Annotated in this window: 14 protein-coding genes and 2 pseudogenes; all 16 read right to left on the bottom strand. The window is 36.4% G+C overall.

Annotation, left to right across the window (positions count from 1 at the left end):
• Positions 1–174: 174 nt before the first annotated feature.
• A complete protein-coding gene (locus tag IPH52_03830; protein ID MBK7054171.1) occupies positions 175–1680 on the bottom strand; it encodes a DUF459 domain-containing protein in 1506 nt (501 codons plus the stop codon).
• A 227-nt stretch (positions 1681–1907) separates the two neighbouring features.
• Complete coding sequence (locus IPH52_03825; protein MBK7054170.1) at positions 1908–2489, bottom strand: Uma2 family endonuclease; 582 nt, start codon at positions 2487–2489, stop codon at positions 1908–1910.
• Between the two features lie 6 nt (positions 2490–2495).
• Entirely contained in the window at positions 2496–2852 is a 357-nt protein-coding gene (locus IPH52_03820; protein ID MBK7054169.1) for a hypothetical protein, read from the bottom strand.
• A 42-nt stretch (positions 2853–2894) separates the two neighbouring features.
• A complete protein-coding gene (locus IPH52_03815; protein MBK7054168.1) occupies positions 2895–4376 on the bottom strand; it encodes an MBOAT family protein in 1482 nt (493 codons plus the stop codon).
• 14 nt (positions 4377–4390) lie between these two features.
• Positions 4391–6673 carry a diguanylate cyclase gene (locus tag IPH52_03810; protein MBK7054167.1) on the bottom strand — a complete coding sequence of 761 codons (2283 nt, stop codon included), beginning with the start codon at positions 6671–6673 and terminating at the stop codon, positions 4391–4393.
• A gap of 2 nt (positions 6674–6675) precedes the next feature.
• A complete protein-coding gene (locus IPH52_03805; protein MBK7054166.1) occupies positions 6676–9147 on the bottom strand; it encodes a hypothetical protein in 2472 nt (823 codons plus the stop codon).
• Positions 9148–9157: 10 nt separating this feature from the next.
• On the bottom strand, positions 9158–9358 hold the full coding sequence (locus tag IPH52_03800) for an SLBB domain-containing protein (GenBank protein ID MBK7054165.1): 201 nt from the start codon (positions 9356–9358) through the stop codon (positions 9158–9160).
• Between the two features lie 135 nt (positions 9359–9493).
• Complete coding sequence (gene atpC / locus IPH52_03795; protein ID MBK7054164.1) at positions 9494–9874, bottom strand: ATP synthase F1 subunit epsilon; 381 nt, start codon at positions 9872–9874, stop codon at positions 9494–9496.
• A gap of 3 nt (positions 9875–9877) precedes the next feature.
• Positions 9878–11284 (bottom strand): F0F1 ATP synthase subunit beta, encoded by a 1407-nt coding sequence (atpD, locus tag IPH52_03790; GenBank protein ID MBK7054163.1) that lies wholly within the window; start codon positions 11282–11284, stop codon positions 9878–9880.
• A 28-nt stretch (positions 11285–11312) separates the two neighbouring features.
• Positions 11313–12175 (bottom strand): annotated as a pseudogene (gene atpG, locus IPH52_03785) (ATP synthase F1 subunit gamma).
• A 13-nt stretch (positions 12176–12188) separates the two neighbouring features.
• Positions 12189–13697 carry a F0F1 ATP synthase subunit alpha gene (locus IPH52_03780; protein ID MBK7054162.1) on the bottom strand — a complete coding sequence of 503 codons (1509 nt, stop codon included), beginning with the start codon at positions 13695–13697 and terminating at the stop codon, positions 12189–12191.
• The gene (atpH, locus tag IPH52_03775; protein MBK7054161.1) at positions 13687–14253 is read right to left on the bottom strand and encodes an ATP synthase F1 subunit delta; all 567 of its coding nucleotides are present in this window, start codon (positions 14251–14253) and stop codon (positions 13687–13689) included. Before atpH ends, IPH52_03780 begins: the two co-directional genes overlap by 11 nt.
• A 2-nt stretch (positions 14254–14255) precedes the next feature.
• On the bottom strand, positions 14256–14771 hold the full coding sequence (locus IPH52_03770) for a F0F1 ATP synthase subunit B (protein ID MBK7054160.1): 516 nt from the start codon (positions 14769–14771) through the stop codon (positions 14256–14258).
• A gap of 16 nt (positions 14772–14787) precedes the next feature.
• Positions 14788–15081, bottom strand: a complete 294-nt coding sequence (gene atpE, locus IPH52_03765) for an ATP synthase F0 subunit C (protein MBK7054159.1) — start codon at positions 15079–15081, stop codon at positions 14788–14790.
• A 44-nt stretch (positions 15082–15125) separates the two neighbouring features.
• A pseudogene (atpB, locus tag IPH52_03760) lies at positions 15126–16144 on the bottom strand (F0F1 ATP synthase subunit A).
• The gene (locus tag IPH52_03755; GenBank protein ID MBK7054158.1) at positions 16137–16532 is read right to left on the bottom strand and encodes a hypothetical protein; all 396 of its coding nucleotides are present in this window, start codon (positions 16530–16532) and stop codon (positions 16137–16139) included. Before IPH52_03755 ends, atpB begins: the two are co-directional and overlap by 8 nt.
• Positions 16533–16539 lie beyond the last annotated feature (7 nt).

Genomic DNA, 16539 nt, shown 5'->3' with positions numbered 1-16539 from the left:
ATTATTCGCTTTGATCTCAGTTCTTTTCCCTTTTAACGCCTTATTACCATTATCCCCTACATCACATTTAGGACAAATTCCTTCCGGCTGCTTGAGTTCTTCTCCACACCATTTACAAAGTTTATCATAATCTAGTTTTTCAGTCTCTTCCATTTTTATCTCCTATATGCAATTTTATTCTGAATCGGGAAATTCATAGTCAGAAAAGATTTTGGTTAATATTTCTCGCACCATCATCTTTGCAGCAACTACAGTTAAGTGAATATCATCATCTGCTCGCATAAGTGTGCGACGTCCTCTATAAGGAAGATATTTTTCATATTCACCCTTTTCATTTCCCAAAACATTCGTCATAGACAAATAAGTAAATTGATGTATATCAGAAGCTTCTTTAAAACAGGCATTAATATAGCGCGTATCGCTTTGATATTTGGCAGGTCCCATAGGAGGAAGCTCAATCCAGTAGAGATTCATCTTTGCTTTCCGAAATTTTTCTGCAATAACTTTAATCCGCTCTAAGTATTCAACTCTCCATTCATCTGTTTTAAAAAGGAAGCCACCTGCATCCGTCTTCATCATCTGTGGATCATTTGCGCCAATTAATACAACGCCCAAATCGTATTTCTTTTTTTCGAGTAGCTCGTCTAACTTTTCAGGCCAGTTGTAAAACTTGGGATAACTAAGCCCTGTAGATACTTTTGCAAAATTATCTAGCGTCATATGGTAATTAGCCTGCACAAATTCATTGATTCCCCATGAGATAGAAATTCCAATCGAATCACCAATGACTAATATTTTTAAAGGATTAGATTTTGTAAACTTTGGTTTTTTATTATTGGATTCTTTTTCTTTGGACTTTTTTTTCCTTTGTTCTAACATCCATTTCATCACATTTTCATTGTGATAGGTTTCCGTCCAGGCATCGTGCTTTGCGTTGGGATAAATTGTAAACCAAGTGGTTGAATTACAATACTGCAATCGTTCTACTATTTCAAGCGTTCTCTCAGGCAAAATGAGAGTATCCTTTCCTCCATGAAACGCCCATACATTTTCATTTTTAAGCCTGCAAATCCTAGACGTGTCTCCCCAACCAGAAATAGGAACTACAGCGGTAAATTTATTGGGGTATTCAGTCGCTACTTTCCAAGCGCCATTTCCTCCGAGGCTAATGCCTGTTAGGTAGATGCGATTTTCATCGACAGAGTATTCTGATTCGATCTCTTCTATCAAAGTCATCAAATCCTTTGTATACCACTCTTCCTCTGATTCCGGCAATTGAGGCGCAATCATCAAGAACGGATACTCAGTATTTTCCTCCGCAATCATCTTTGGTAGAGCTTGCCGTTTTAGCATTTCCAGATCATTTCCTCTTTCTCCTCGCCCATGCAAGAAAACAACAAGGGGAAGCTCTTCTCTCTGATTTGTGAAATAGGATTTCGGCTGATATAATAAATACGGAATTTGTTTTTGCGATAATTTCTTACTTGTAAAGACTTTTGGAATTAGCCGCTCGGTGGGAATTGGAATCTGCCGAGAGATGCAATTGGCTAGTGTGAGGATTAGGAAGATTAGTCGCCACAGAGGCATAGATTCGACAAGCTCACTACAGGCGCCGACACGGAGGAAGGATTTTATGCGATTATTAGAGTTTAAGGGCTTATTTTGGTATAGAGCTTTCATTTGACTATAGAATTAAGGGAAAGGGAATGTTTCTATGTCATCCCCATTATGTTTCGACCCTAAGAGAGAAACATTGAGTTTCTTTTTCTGTCGGGGATATCTAGAAGTAAAGATTCCCGACATCGCTTGGCAGTCGTGGCGATAGCTGGTGGAATTTCGGGAATGACAAATTGGATAACTAATTCGTATATAGCTTGTCAAATCTGTGCCTCTGTGGCAAAAAATTTCTACTGTTCAAACTCTACTTTGTCATATACGTCAGACAGCAAAAGAGTTAAGTCTAGCGTCGGAATAATAATAGTATCCTCAACTCCATTCTCAGATAGAAACCATTTCCCTTCAGTTGTCTTTGTAAATAATTCAATTTTTCTATGCTCGGAGGATACTAGCATGTATTCCCTAAGGGAAATAATATTCCTGTAAGCCCCGAATTTTTTACCTCTATCGTATTTTTCTGTTGAGTCAGATAAGACCTCTATAATTACATTTGGATTTAATAAAGAATCATTTTTATTGTCAAGAAATTTTCGCTCTCCACAAACTAAAGTTACATCTGGATAGGTATAATGATTATACTCTTCAATTACAACACGCATTAATGAAGGAAATATTACGTAAGGTTTATTTTTAATTTGAATTCCAATCGTTGCAATCAAATTGCTGACAATAAGATTATGCCTTTCCTTCGCGCCTGCCATTGCATAAATTTCACCATTGTAAAATTCATGCTTCTCCAAAGAATTTCTTTCGAATTCTAAATACTCTGATGCCATCATTAATTTCTTAGCCGCGCTTACCCATAAGAGCATAGTTAATCATTTCTTTATGATTTGCAATCTTTTTCTTCGACCAGGATGAACTGCAGTCGATTTATCCGGCGTTGCCTGAATTGGTATGTAATCTCCACGGTTCAATGCAGAGTAAACAATGCCATAGTCTATAATAGATTCACGAGTTATAGAGTCATTAGCATTTCGTAAACTTCCATAGCCATAACCGGTTTGAAAATAAATTCGATGCTTTTCTGCTTCAATAGGGGTTTCCGATGACTTTGGAGGATTATCGTTATTCTGCGCTAAAAGAGAAAAGGTGAAAAACAATAAGACAATGAATATTCTCAAATATTTTTTTATTTCTGTAACGGTAACCAATTTATTAGAAAGATTAGTCATGCACCTATTATCATTTTATAATAATTAAAAATGCAAGTAAAATTAAAACTGAAAATAGAAAAATTCCTTACTCTCAAAAACAGAGAACAAGCAAAACTGAATAGCGAATACTGTCATTATACCGTAAGCAAGTGCGGGGTGAATTTTTGAAGAACTAAAATATTCCAAGTCCTTGTGCAATACTTGAAGACTATCTAGAATTATAATTGGCGAAATATAAAACAGAAATTTACAAATCAAAACCCAGTTCAAATAAATTCCACCCATATTATCCATTAGCCGCATTAGATGAGTTGGATTTTCTACTCTAAATAAAAGTAATCCTAACCCAAAGAGCATGAATGTAATAAAAATACTTATAAGATTAAAAATATTGCCACGGAGCCACAGAGACGCAGAGATGATTTGTTTTTTTTCTGTTGTTGCTATCTTATTATTTGAGTCCGAGTCTCCATTAGAAAAATGTTTATTCTTCATCTCAGCATATACATTGTATATCACTACTTGTAAGCCGCAATAGATTCCCCAAATGAGATAACCATAAGTAGCCCCGTGCCAGAGTCCACCAAGAATCCACACTATCATTAGATTCATATTCTGATAAAAAATTCCATATCGATTTCCACCGAGCGGTATATACACATAATCCCGTAACCAGGTAGAAAGAGAAATATGCCAGCGTTTCCAAAACTCCGAAGGATTCGTAGCTTTAAATAGAGGCAAATTAAAATTAAGCGATAGTTCAAATCCAATCATTCTCGCCATGCCCCGTGCTGCATCAGTATAACCGCTAAAGTCCGCGTAAACTTGAAAGGCAAAGGCAGCCGCAACAAAGTAAACCAATCCCTTTGGAATAGTCTCATCTGGGTACAAAGCCATATTCACAAAAGGAGCCAGGTTATCTGAGACAAATACTTTCTTAAAGATTCCCCAGATAACAAGAATTAACCCCGATTGGAATTTTTCTTTTGTTATTTCTCTTTCTTTTTCAATCTGAGGGATTAATCTTTCTGCCCGCTCAATTGGACCGGATAGAAGTAATGGAAAAAACAAATCGTATACTGCATAAGTCAGCAAGTTATGAGTCGGTTTAATTTTCTCCTTATACACATCGTAGATATAACTGATATTATGAAATGTATAGAAAGAAATTCCTATCGGTAGGATAATATCTATTACACTCAACTTCAAACTTCCATTGGCTAATCTAGATATATCGTTAAAGGATTGAATTACAAAAACCGTATACTTAAAAATAAAAAGGATTCCCAGATTTAAAGCAATCGTAAAAAGCAAAATTCTTTTTCGTTTAATTGCATCTTGATTCTTTACTAATTGAATTCCTGCAACGAAGTTGAAGTAAATACAAAACAACAAAAGAAATGTCATTTTATAATTCCAAAAGGAATAAAAGACAATGCCCCCTAACAAAAGAAGCCAGTTTTGGATTTTTAAATTTACTTTTGTATAGATTAAATAAAAGACAGAAAAGAAAATTAAAAAATTAATCGAGTTAAAGAGCATAACGCTAATTAGCCCTAAGTTTCTTCCATCATCTCAATAAACTTTCGTTTATCTTTGGCTTGTTCCGGATAAGTAAGAGAGTAAATCTGAATCGAAAGTTTAAAGTCTCTAGAAGGGTTATGAAATAATACAATTTCAGATTTAATCTTAGAAATAAAACTTTCTGAATCTGCTTTACTGTTTTCTTTTAAGAGAATTGCAAATTTACCCTGACCGATTCTGGATATGTAATCAGATTCCTTTGCGTTTTCAAATATTTTCTTTGAAATAAAATCTGAATACTCAGAGAAGAAATTAATTCCAAGAATGTTTAAGATTCGAGTTACATTTAAAATTTTCAAAACAATCAATGTAAATTGTTTATTCTTTGTTTCACAGTATTTAATTTCTTTATCAATAGTTTCGAGAAGAGGATTGAATGGATTTCTAAATAGACTTTCTTTTTCATTTTGCATCACTAGGTTTGCGATGATTGGAGCGACAACATTAGAAAGAGATAATATAGTTCTTTTAAATCCGGGACTCCATTCTGTAGAGACTTTATGAATGATAAACAATCCAACCATTCTTCCAATGCTAATCAATGGAATCAATGTGAATTCACTCATCGCTGTAAGTTCTTTCTCTGATATATATGTATTTATCTCGGAATTTGATTGAAAGTTTTCTAAGCGGTAAACATCGCTTATGTGTGAAATCATTGTAATAATTTTTGAATCTTTGTTCAATCGGAATTTTCCCAAAGTATCAGGGAGTAAAAAATTAGAGCCAAAGACTTTATAATCCATCGACTTTGCATCTAAGATCATGAATGTGAAGCTTGAAACTTTAAAGTCATTGATCAAGTTATCAGAGACTACATCGTATAACTCATCTAGCGTCTTACTCGTATATACCTTATCCGTAAAATCAGTAATGCTACTACTAGAATGAATAATTTTATTGAGTTCAGAAACTTCATTACTCAAATTCTCTGAGTCAAATAACTTACTTAAAAAATTTCCGGAAACTTCCACTAGAATCTGTAAGAACTCAAAATCTTTTTCAGTGTAATCCTCTCCGCTAATCATTCTACCGGCTGCAATGAAGCCTGAGAATTGATCCATAACTCGAATTGGAATTAAAATCTCTGTGAGTGGATTAGCAATTAAAACTCTTTCACGGTCTTTTAAATCTTTATCTAACAAATCTCTTGCATAGATTACATTTTTTTCAGATTCAAGGAGCGAATAAAGAGTATCCCCTTTCTTTATAACATAGTCTGGCTCAATGTCAATTCCCTCGTGGGCAACAATTTTCATTTGACTAAAGTTACCATCGCGAGAAGAAAATATAATCATTATCTCCGGTCCGACTTGTCCAATGATAGAATACATTAAATTTTCAAAGAAGTCATCGAATGATTTGGATTTTAAAAGCTCTTTTGTAATTTCAAATAAAACTAAATAACTTTCTAATTTTTCTTCATAAGAGGATTTGAATTGTTTAGCAGTTTCGAAAGCAGCTTCAACATTGACATCAACAATAGGTTCTATCTCATCAGGCTCTTTTACTTCCGCTGATTGTTCTTCCTCTAAGCTACTGAGAATTTTTTCTGCTTCTTCAACTTCTTCGTGCAGCTTATCGGTATCAGCCTCGATAAAAGAATCTGGCATTCCTTCTGCCATTGCATCTTTTTCCCAGTCTTCTAGAATATCATTAGGCTCGGATTCTTCAAAGTCATCTGCCTCAAAAACAACGCCATCTTCATCGGGTAAAGGCGAATCTATTTCGTTCAGTTCAACTGTTTCGGTATTACCCGCAAATTCATCTATTGGATCGGATTTTATTTCATCAAATTCGTCTAGAGAAGATACTTCAATAAAATCATCAGAGGATTCATCAAAAGTCTCGGAGGTTAAATCACTAGAAATCTCAGGCTCGTTCGAAATTTCATCTACTTCAGGGTCTAAGTCTACTTCGATTCCATCTTCTTCATCGAACTCTTCTGGAATACTAGGAATGGAGAATGTGTCTTCATCATCAGCAGGTGGAACGTTCTCATCTTGCGTAAAGATATCATTTTGCGGCAAATCATTTATGTCCGCAAGAGGATCTGGTTGATCTAAGTCTACGAGGATTGAGTCATCATCTGATTCTAAATCCTCGTTAGTCTGTTTGGAAGAAGTTAGATTTTTAAAAAAACTTTCAGCTTCTTGTAAAAAACTCTTTTTTTTTTTATCTGTAACTTGGAAGGATTCGTTTTTTAAATTTGGAAATTCTTGTAATAATTTAAGCGCTTTTTGTATGAAGCTCATTCTTACAGTTCCAACTCGTTCATAATCTTCTTGTATAACTCGAAGTATTCAGAACTTGCAAATTCTTTAATATAGGAATCAGGCAAACTTCCTAACAATTCATCCATATAAGAAATGACTTTCTTTAATTCTTCTTTCTTGACAGCACCAAATTGAAAGGACTCAATCTCATCAGAATAATCATGTTGTTCAATATCTGGAGTATCATCAATATTGAAGTCTCCTAAATCTGATAGAGATGAATTATCGTCTATTATAAAATCATCATCTCCAATAACCATTCCGGAGTCGATTGGATTACTATAATCAGTATTAGCCGCTACTTCTTCGACTTGATTATCATTGGAAGGAGCATCTTCTGTTTCAATTTCACCGCTTTCAAGTAAATTGTTTAACTCATCACCAGAAAGTGCAATTTCTTCATCTTCGACAGTCTCTTCTTCGAATAGGTTTTGCGGTGATTCCATCTCGAACTCATCAGTTGCTTCAGACAAATCAAAATTACCCTCATCACTCGCAATAGACGGCTCTATATTTTCAACTTCAAAGTCTTCTTCAGCTGTAATATTTCCAAGTTCATCCGGAGATAGAGCAATAGATTCATCTTCTTCATTTGAATTTTCAAAGAAAGAACTTCCGAGAGAGTCATCTTCTTCTGTCGTGATGTCACCGCTTTCTAATAAATTATTTAATTCGTCACCAGAGAGAGCAATCTCTTCATCTTCGACAGTCTCTTCTTCGAATAAGTTTGGAGTAGGCTCCATTTCCAAGTCTTGCGTTGATTCAGATAAATCGAAATTATCCTCTTGCTCTAATTCGTTAACTCCATCAATCTCTTGAATTTCAAAGTCTTCTTCTGCCGTAATATTTCCAAGTTCATCCGGAGATAAAGCAATGGATTCATCTTCCTCTGAGGCATCTTCAAAAAAGGAATGTGCAGAAGAATCATCGGCTTCAACAACTTCATTTTCTTGTTCCTCTTCTGTTTCAATCTCACCGCTTTCAATTAGGTTATTAAGTTCATCTCCAGAGAGAGCAATTTCTTCATCTTCTGTAGCGTTTTCATCAAACAAATCTGATTTGGATTCGATTTCCAAATCTTCTGTCTCTTCCGTTAAATCGAAATTAGCCTCATCACTAGAAAAGTTTTCAGATGAACTGGAATCTAATTCAAAGTCTTCTTCGGCAGTAATATTGCCTAGTTCGTCCGGTGAAAGGGAAATTGATTCATCATCTTGTTCTTCTTCATCTGAGTCAAAGAAAGATTTCGCATTCTCTAAATCGAATTCTTCTTCCACTTCTTCTTCGTTTTCTACTTCAATCTCGCCAGTTTCTAAGATATTATTTAATTCATCACCCGAGAGAGATATATCATCGTCTTCGGCAACATCCTCATCAAAAACGCTTTCAGTAGAAACACCATACTCATTGGATTCAATACCAGAACTTAAATCGGCAGTTTCTATTCCATCTTCTACAGCATATTCGGAATCTGTAATATTACTTAATTCATCCGGAGATAGTGCAATTTCTTCATCGTCTTCTTCCGAATCGAAGAAAGACTTAGCTTCTCCGGTTTCAAATTCTTCCTCGTCAGTATTTCCACTTTCTAATAAATTATTTAATTCATCTCCCGATAAAGCAATCTCTTCTTCATTAGAACCAGAATGTTCAAAAAGATCAGGGGGAGGCTCAGAAATAAAATGCTCTGTTTCAAAATCATCTACACTGGAATCATCTAGACTTGTAATATTATTTAATTCTTCATCGGATAGAGCTATAGGACCATCTTCTTCATTTTCTTCTGCAGCATCAGCATCAAAGAAAGATTTGGATTCAAATTCTTCATCCCCGTTTTCTTCTTCATCGGGATTTAAAATATGGTCTAATTCATCTGAGCCAAGCGTAATATTGTCATCATCACCTAAATCAGTATCATAGGTATCTGTTAAATCATTTTCCTCAAATGAATCATCAGTAGGGGCAAATCTAGACTTACCACCTCCTGGTTGATAATTACTTTCTAAAGAATCTTCATAGTCTGTAGCAAAATCATCATTATCCGATATTATATGATCTAACTCGGAAGAGGATAATCCAATTTGCTCATCTTCATCAAATTGACTAGAAGAATTATCCTTTAATAAAATATCATCTAAATCATCTTCGGAGAAAGGCTTAGAGCCTATATCAGAATAATCATCATTATCCTTACTTCGAAAGGAGCTTAAATTTAAAGGAATCGGATCAGAAGAACTGGAACTAGGATCGGTAAAATGGGCGACAATAGGTGAAGCACTATTAGCCACATCATCAAGCATATCGCCATTAGCCTCAGCGATGAGAGGAATATCTTCTACATAAATATCAAAATCAAGGGATTCTTCTAAATCAGAAAAGCTGTCGTCAAGGGAAGCATTACCAGACTTTGTTTGGTCGCTTGCTAATCCAGATTGTTTACTCTCTTCCGCCATTTCCTATTCCTTATTCGATGCTGATAACCTGACCATCTAGCACTTCAGTATCTAAAATTGTATTGGAACTGTCAACATTACTAGCTAGGCCGCCTGCTTTTTCAACCAGATGTTTCACTTGGTCTCCGGGCACCATTTCATAGATTCCGGGATTTCTAACCTTACCTGTAATTTTGACGTGAATTTTTGATGGAGCATAAATTCCTTTCAACCAATTTCTATTTTGCCTCAAGTATATTCCTACAAGGATTAGAATCAAGGCAAATAATAGGATTGGCAGCTTATTTTTAATAAAAATTCACCTATTCCTAAATTACATTTTCGGCTAGTAAAGTGATTCTATGGATTAAGTTTTATGAATTAATACTCGCGCTCTTGCTTTTTTTATGTCCAATTCTCTTGTTTTAGAACTAGAAGCAATTGCCTTATCTAAATCTGCTGAAGCACGATGAAAATCTATATTCTCTTTTACATCGCCACCGTTCGTTAATATTTTAATCTGGTTTGATTTGACTTCTGCAAACCCACCATCTACTACAATCTTTAGAACTTTTCCATCATGTTTAATTTCTAAAATTCCAACTTCTAACTCAGAAACAATAGGAGAGTGGTTTACTAAGATACCAAAATAGCCCATTGTTCCTGGAATATTCACATACTCAGCCGGTCCAGAGAAGATTTGCTTCTCTGGCGAAATTACTGTAACTGTTAATTTACTTTCAGACATGTCTTATGCCTTTAGCTTCTTAGCCTTTTCTACAACTTCATCAATTGATCCAACCATGTAAAAAGCTTGCTCTGGAAGGTCATCATATTTACCACTAATCAAATCTTTAAAGGATCTAACTGTATCAGCTAGTTTTACATATTTTCCAGGTGAACCAGTGAATACTTCGGCAACGAAGAATGGTTGAGAAAGAAACTTTTCAATCTTTCGTGCGCGACCTACTAGAATCTTATCATCTTCTGACAACTCATCCATACCTAAAATCGCAATGATATCTTGTAAGTCCTTATATCTTTGTAAAATACGTTGCACTTCACGGGCAACAGTGTAATGCTCTTCGCCTAATACCTCAGCATTTAGAACGCGAGATGTAGAATCCAATGGATCCACAGCAGGGTAAATACCTTTAGAAGCAATATTACGAGAAAGAACGGTTGTAGCATCCAAGTGAGTAAATGCAGTAGCAGGAGCAGGGTCGGTTAAATCATCCGCAGGAACGTAAATCGCTTGAACTGATGTAATCGAACCATTTTGAGTAGAAGTAATACGCTCTTGTAGACCACCCATTTCAGTAGAAAGAGTAGGTTGGTATCCCACAGCAGAAGGCATACGACCAAGAAGAGCAGATACTTCCGATCCAGCTTGTGAGAATCGGAAGATGTTATCTACGAATAAAAGAATATCAGCATTCATAGAATCACGAAAATGCTCTGCCATTGTTAATGCAGAAAGAGCAACCCTTAAACGTGCTCCAGGAGGCTCATTCATCTGTCCATAAACGAGAACAGTTTTATCAATAACGCCTGATTCTTTCATTTCTCGCCAAAGGTCATTTCCTTCTCTTGTTCTTTCGCCCACACCGGCAAATACAGAATATCCACCATGTTGCTTTGCGATATTATTGATTAATTCTTGAATTAATACTGTCTTACCAACTCCGGCACCACCGAATAATCCGGTTTTACCACCTTTGATATAAGGAGCAAGTAGATCGATAACTTTGATTCCTGTTTCAAAGACTTCAGTCTTTGGTTTAAGGTCTTCATATCTAGGAGAAGGCATATGAATGGAACGTCTTTCTTTTACTTGTATAGCAGCACCTTCGTCTATGGTTTCACCCAATACGTTAAAGATTCTACCAAGAGTAACTTCTCCAACTGGAACGCTAATAGAAGCTCCTGTATCTGTTACTGCAAGCCCTCGAACCATCCCGTCCGTAGAAGACAGAGCAATGGCTCTTACAGTATTGTCCCCTAAATGCTGTTGAACTTCAGCGACAACTTTTTCTTTGACCCCATTTTTAACTAAATCAATTTCTAAGGCATTGAAGATTTCAGGTAATTGTCCATTCTCAAAAGTAATGTCGAGAACCGATCCGATGATTTGCTTGATTTTTCCTACGTTGCTCATTTATACTATACTCCCTTAAACTATAACTCTATTTCAGTGAATCCGCTCCGGCAACAATCTCTGAAATCTCTTGCGTAATCTTAGATTGTCTAACACGGTTGTATCCACGAACTAATATTTTAATCATATCTGTTGCCGCATCTGTAGCGGACTTCATTGCAATTCTTCTAGCTATCTGCTCGGAGCAAACTGCTTCAAGAATCATTTTATACATTGCTGTTTTAATAACTAGTGGCAAAAGCGAATTCAAAATAACTTCTGGACTTGGCTCATAAATTACAGAATCATTTACATCCTTTGTGCCTGAAGGAGGCTCAATTGGAAGAACTCTTGTAATTTCGGCTCTTTGATCAGCAGAAGAATGGTAAACAGTTGAAATAACTTCTAATCCATCGATTTTCTTGGAAGAAAACTCATCCATAAATAAGTTAGCAAAGAACTCTGCCTCTTTGTAGCCTGAGTTGTCATCAATATTAATAAAAGACTGAGCAACGGGCTCTTTCGCAAATTTAAAGAAGGAAATTCCTTTCTTACCAATGACATATAAATCATAACGAATTCCCTAGATTTCAATTCGCCTAAAAAGCTACGAGTCATTCTAAGGATATTACTATTATATCCACCACATAATCCTCTGTTTGCCGTGATTACTAATACGGCAATTTTCTTAGGACTTTCTTCTCTTCGCAAAAAGGGGCTTTCTACCTTACTTGCAAGCGAAGACAAAGAACCAACTAGCTCTTTTATCTTATCAGAAAAAGGCTTGGAAGCGTTAACTCGATTACTCATCTTTTTGGACTTAGCAGTAGCTACCATTTCCATAGTGCGAGTAATCTTCTTTGTGTTCGTTACCGAAACGATTCTCTTTTTAATTTCTCTAGGTGAAGCCAATTTGTTTGAACCCTTACTTTCTTAAAAAGTCTGCAACAACTTCTTTGACACGCTCTGACACAATGTTTTCATCTTTGATGTTTTTCTCATCACGAATTTCATTTAGAAGCTCTGGATGATGAGATTTTACATGCTCTAATAAATAAGTTTCGAAAGCGCGAACTTTGTTTACTGGAATTGTATCCATCAAACCGCGAGTAACAGCAAAGATTACCAATACTTGATCTTCTACGGGATAAGGATTAGATTGCGGTTGTTTTAATACTTCCACGATTCTATTTCCTCTATCCAACTGAGCTTGGGTAGCTGCATCCAATTCAGTTCCTAAAGAAGCAAACGCTTCCAATTCTCTAAATTGTGCTAAGTCTAACTTCAATGTTCCAGCTACTTTTTTCATAGCTTTAATTTGAGCAGCACCACCCACGCGAGATACAGAAATACCGACATCCACAGCAGGACGAATACCAGAAGCAAATAAATTCGATTGTAAATAAATCTGTCCGTCTGTGATAGAAATCACGTTAGTCGGAATGTAAGCAGATACTTCCCCTTCTTGCGTTTCAATGATTGGAAGCGCAGTTAAAGAACCACCGCCGTATTTTTGATCGAGCTTAGCAGCTCTTTCTAATAAACGAGAATGTAAGTAGAATACGTCTCCAGGATACGCTTCACGACCCGGAGGACGACGAAGAAGTAAGCTCATTTGACGATAAGCAACCGCTTGCTTGGTTAAATCATCATATACGATGAGACAAGCTTTGCCTTGGTCATACATAAAGTATTCAGCCATTGTGCAACCAGCATAAGGAGCAATGAATTGCAAAGGAGCAGGATCAGAAGCACTTGCGTTCACAACGATTGTGTAAGCCATAGCACCTTTGTCTTGCAACTTTTGAACAACACCAGCGACAGTAGAAGCTTTTTGTCCAATAGCTACATACACGCATATAACGCCAGAACCTTTTTGATTAATAATAGTATCAATAGCAATGGTTGTTTTTCCAGTTCCACGGTCACCAATGATTAACTCACGTTGTCCGCGACCGACAGGAATCATGGAGTCAATGGCTTTAACGCCCGTTTGAAGAGGTTCATTTACAGGATAACGCTTAGAAATACCAGGAGCTAATACTTCTACCGGTCTAACTTTGTCAGTTTGAATTGGTCCCTTTCCATCAATTGGCTCGCCGAGAGGATTAACTACACGACCAAGCATTGCTTCACCAACAGGAACAGAGAAAATAGTTCCGGTTCTTTTTACTGTGAATCCTTCTTCTATGTGCTTGTATTCACCGAGAATAACCACCCCAACGGAGTTTTCTTCCAAGTTGAAGGCTTGCCCACGAATCCCATTTTGAAATTCAAGGAGCTCCCCTGCCATAACATTCTTTAAGCCAAATACTCTAGCGATACCGTCCCCGATTTCAATTACGGTTCCGACTTCGTCAATGGCTAAGTCTTGTTTATAGCTTTGTATTTCTTTTTTAATTAAGGAAGTTATTTCCTCAGTTTTAATTTTCATAGTATGCCCCACCTAATTTGCTCTGGAGTAAATTTTTCTTAATAGTAAGTAGTTGGCTTCTCATTGAGCCATCTATAAGGTTATCGTTAAAACGAATCACCAGTCCGCCGATAAGATCCGGCTTTATAATATTTTCGATGATACATTCACCTTTGTATCGCTCTGCGAGTGTTGACTGGATATCACCCACTTGTGAATCAGTAAGCTTGGTAGCAGATTCAACGTATGCACGAATCCGACCATTGAGCTTGTCATTTCCTATTCTGTATTGCAATGCTATTTCTTTGATAAAGAAAATCCGGTCTTTCTTTAAGAGCAAAAATAAAAGGGAGTTCACAGTTTCAGAAAAGGTAGACTTCAGTGAACTCTCCATTACTTTTATCTTTTGATCTTTAGAAATTTTGGGAGATAAAAAGAACTCCCAAACCTGATTGTCATCACAGAGAGCTTTTACAGCCGCCTGCAATTCTTCTTCAATGATAGCAAAATTCTTTTTCTCTGCTGCTATCTCCAGCAGAGCTTCCGCATAGACTTTACCAACGTGAATATTATCCATAGTTATGCTTTCATACTCTTCAGTTTAGCAATTTCTTCTTTCACAAATTCAGCATGATCCTCAGATCTAACTTTCTTCTGTAAAATCTGACTAGCAATCATAACTGAAAGATCAACAACTTGAGCCTGCAACTCTTGAACAGCTTTCAGCTTTGCAAGTTCAATATCTTTAAGAGACTGCTCTTTAATAGCTTTTATCTCATCTTGGGTTTCATGCACAGTTTTGGCTTTGAGTTTGACTGCATCAGAGTTTGCTTCGCTTACAATAGCAAGTGCTTCATCTCTTGCAGCAGTTAGCTTAGCATTGTAGGTTGCTAAAAGCTCCTCTGCCTCTTTGCGAATTTTATCCGCTTTCTCAATGTCGCCATGGATCTTTTCCGCTCTCTCATCGAGAGCATGTAGAATAGGATTCCATGCGAAAGCTCTGAGAATAAAAACTACGACTAAAAATGTAATTATGGTCCAAACTAAAAGACCTGGATTAGCATCAAGTAATCCGCCTGCCGCTAGATAAATCAAAATGATTGCCTCTTACTTATTTAGGTTGCGCAGCTGGTTGTTCTACTGCTGTGTGTGCCTTTAATGAATTTGGCAATTCTTTGTTTAAAACACCGCCAGCTTGGAATGCGATAACCAAAGCAAATAACGCAGCACCTTCAATAAATGCAGCAGAAATAAGCATTGCAGTTTGAATCTTACCTGCAGCTTCTGGTTGACGACTCATACCTTCAACAGCTTGACCGCCGATACGACCAATACCTAAACCAGCTCCTAAAATAGCGAGTCCAGCTCCAATTCCAACACCAATATATCCTAAACCAAAATCCATATAAAATCTCCTCTTAAATCAACTTTAAATTAAAATTAAAACTTTTAATGCCTATGCATTGACGAACCAACAAAAAGGGAAGTCAATAGTGTAAAAATAAACGCCTGAACAAAGGCAACGAATATCTCTAGGAGATAAATCGCTGTTGCTCCACCAATCGAAATAGGAACTATCGCATAAGATCTAAATTCAAATATAAATCCTAACAATGCCAAGATCACAACGTGACCCGCTGTCATATTTGCTAAAAGACGCACTGTGAGCGCAAACGCTTTTGCGATAGGAGAAATGATAAATTCGAGAGGCCATAATAAAGGCCAAAGTGGCCAAGGCACACCATTTGGAACAGAGTTAGGAATGAAACGAATCCCTTGATAAGCAAAGCCAGTTCCGTAAATCAAAAATAGAGTAGCGCCTGCCAATGTTACCGTTACAGAAACGTCACCTGTTACAGTAATACCACTCCAAATCTTTGTTAAAACAGAGTGATGAGGATCTTGTCCTGTTACCATCGCAAGAATTTCTCCAACGGAAGGAATTAATCCAAAAAGGTTACAAAATAAGATGAAGAAGAATAAAGAAAAAAGATAATGATAATAGGGATGTCCATGACCGTGCATATTTGGATCAATCACTTCTTTACGAAGATACTCTAATACGGTCTCGACAGCACCGGTAAAACGAGAATGAACCTTCGAAGAGGATTCTTTGCAATCATGCGAGCAGCAGGGATAAAAGTGATTAATAAAAAGAAAGTCACAATCCACATCATGGTAACACGACGAGTAATGTGCATATCAAATCCACCCACAAAGTGATACTTCTTAGTGAGATTGCCTTCTAAATGCTCTTCAAAAATAGCTGGGTTGGTTTTGTCGAAATTAGCTTCCCCTTCATAGACTTTTACGCCGCCGAAATTCAATGGAAATTCTGCATGGTCATAAAGGTGATGGTCAATAATACCGGGAAGATCAAAGGCTTCTGATTCGTGACCGTTCTCATTAGCGAAAACGGAGAAGCTCAGACAAAGGGAAAACAGGATAACTAAGATTTTTTTAATCATTTTTCTTAACTGAACGAGTCGTAATAAAGGCTATGTTTAAAATATTAAGATTATGTGCAATAAAAAAACCAAAAACCAAGCTAAAATTATTTTTGATGGAAATAAGAACGATTAAAACTATGATATTGATTAAAATAGACAAGAATGCAAAGCTGATTTGAATTTCTCCTGAGCGTTTTAATTGTTTTTGCATTAGAACTATTCTCAAATTCAAAATACTAAACTGAACAATCAATCCAATGAACAATCCATTTGTAAACGCTAACTCAGGATTCGGAAAAAATCTTTCTTCTAACGTTGAAGAGATTAACAGATATACTCCCATCGCTAGCGCATAATACGCGTTAAACTTTAAAAGAGAGACTTTACTAAGATCAAGTGCATTCATTCTAATT

This window comes from Leptospiraceae bacterium (assembly GCA_016708435.1).
Taxonomy (GTDB): Bacteria; Spirochaetota; Leptospiria; order Leptospirales; family Leptospiraceae; genus UBA2033.
Note: the sequence above shows the minus strand (reverse complement) of the source record. Positions and strands in the feature narration are given on the sequence as shown.

Coding starts and splice junctions, on each gene's coding strand:
- IPH52_03830 (MBK7054171.1), bottom strand. CDS start 1,680: ATGAAAGCTCTATACCAAAATAAGCCCTTAAACTCTAATAATCGCATA.
- IPH52_03825 (MBK7054170.1), bottom strand. CDS start 2,489: ATGCTCTTATGGGTAAGCGCGGCTAAGAAATTAATGATGGCATCAGAG.
- IPH52_03820 (MBK7054169.1), bottom strand. CDS start 2,852: ATGACTAATCTTTCTAATAAATTGGTTACCGTTACAGAAATAAAAAAA.
- IPH52_03815 (MBK7054168.1), bottom strand. CDS start 4,376: ATGCTCTTTAACTCGATTAATTTTTTAATTTTCTTTTCTGTCTTTTAT.
- IPH52_03810 (MBK7054167.1), bottom strand. CDS start 6,673: ATGAGCTTCATACAAAAAGCGCTTAAATTATTACAAGAATTTCCAAAT.
- IPH52_03805 (MBK7054166.1), bottom strand. CDS start 9,147: ATGGCGGAAGAGAGTAAACAATCTGGATTAGCAAGCGACCAAACAAAG.
- atpC (MBK7054164.1), bottom strand. CDS start 9,874: ATGTCTGAAAGTAAATTAACAGTTACAGTAATTTCGCCAGAGAAGCAA.
- atpD (MBK7054163.1), bottom strand. CDS start 11,284: ATGAGCAACGTAGGAAAAATCAAGCAAATCATCGGATCGGTTCTCGAC.
- IPH52_03780 (MBK7054162.1), bottom strand. CDS start 13,697: ATGAAAATTAAAACTGAGGAAATAACTTCCTTAATTAAAAAAGAAATA.
- atpH (MBK7054161.1), bottom strand. CDS start 14,253: ATGGATAATATTCACGTTGGTAAAGTCTATGCGGAAGCTCTGCTGGAG.
- atpE (MBK7054159.1), bottom strand. CDS start 15,081: ATGGATTTTGGTTTAGGATATATTGGTGTTGGAATTGGAGCTGGACTC.
- IPH52_03755 (MBK7054158.1), bottom strand. CDS start 16,532: ATGAATGCACTTGATCTTAGTAAAGTCTCTCTTTTAAAGTTTAACGCG.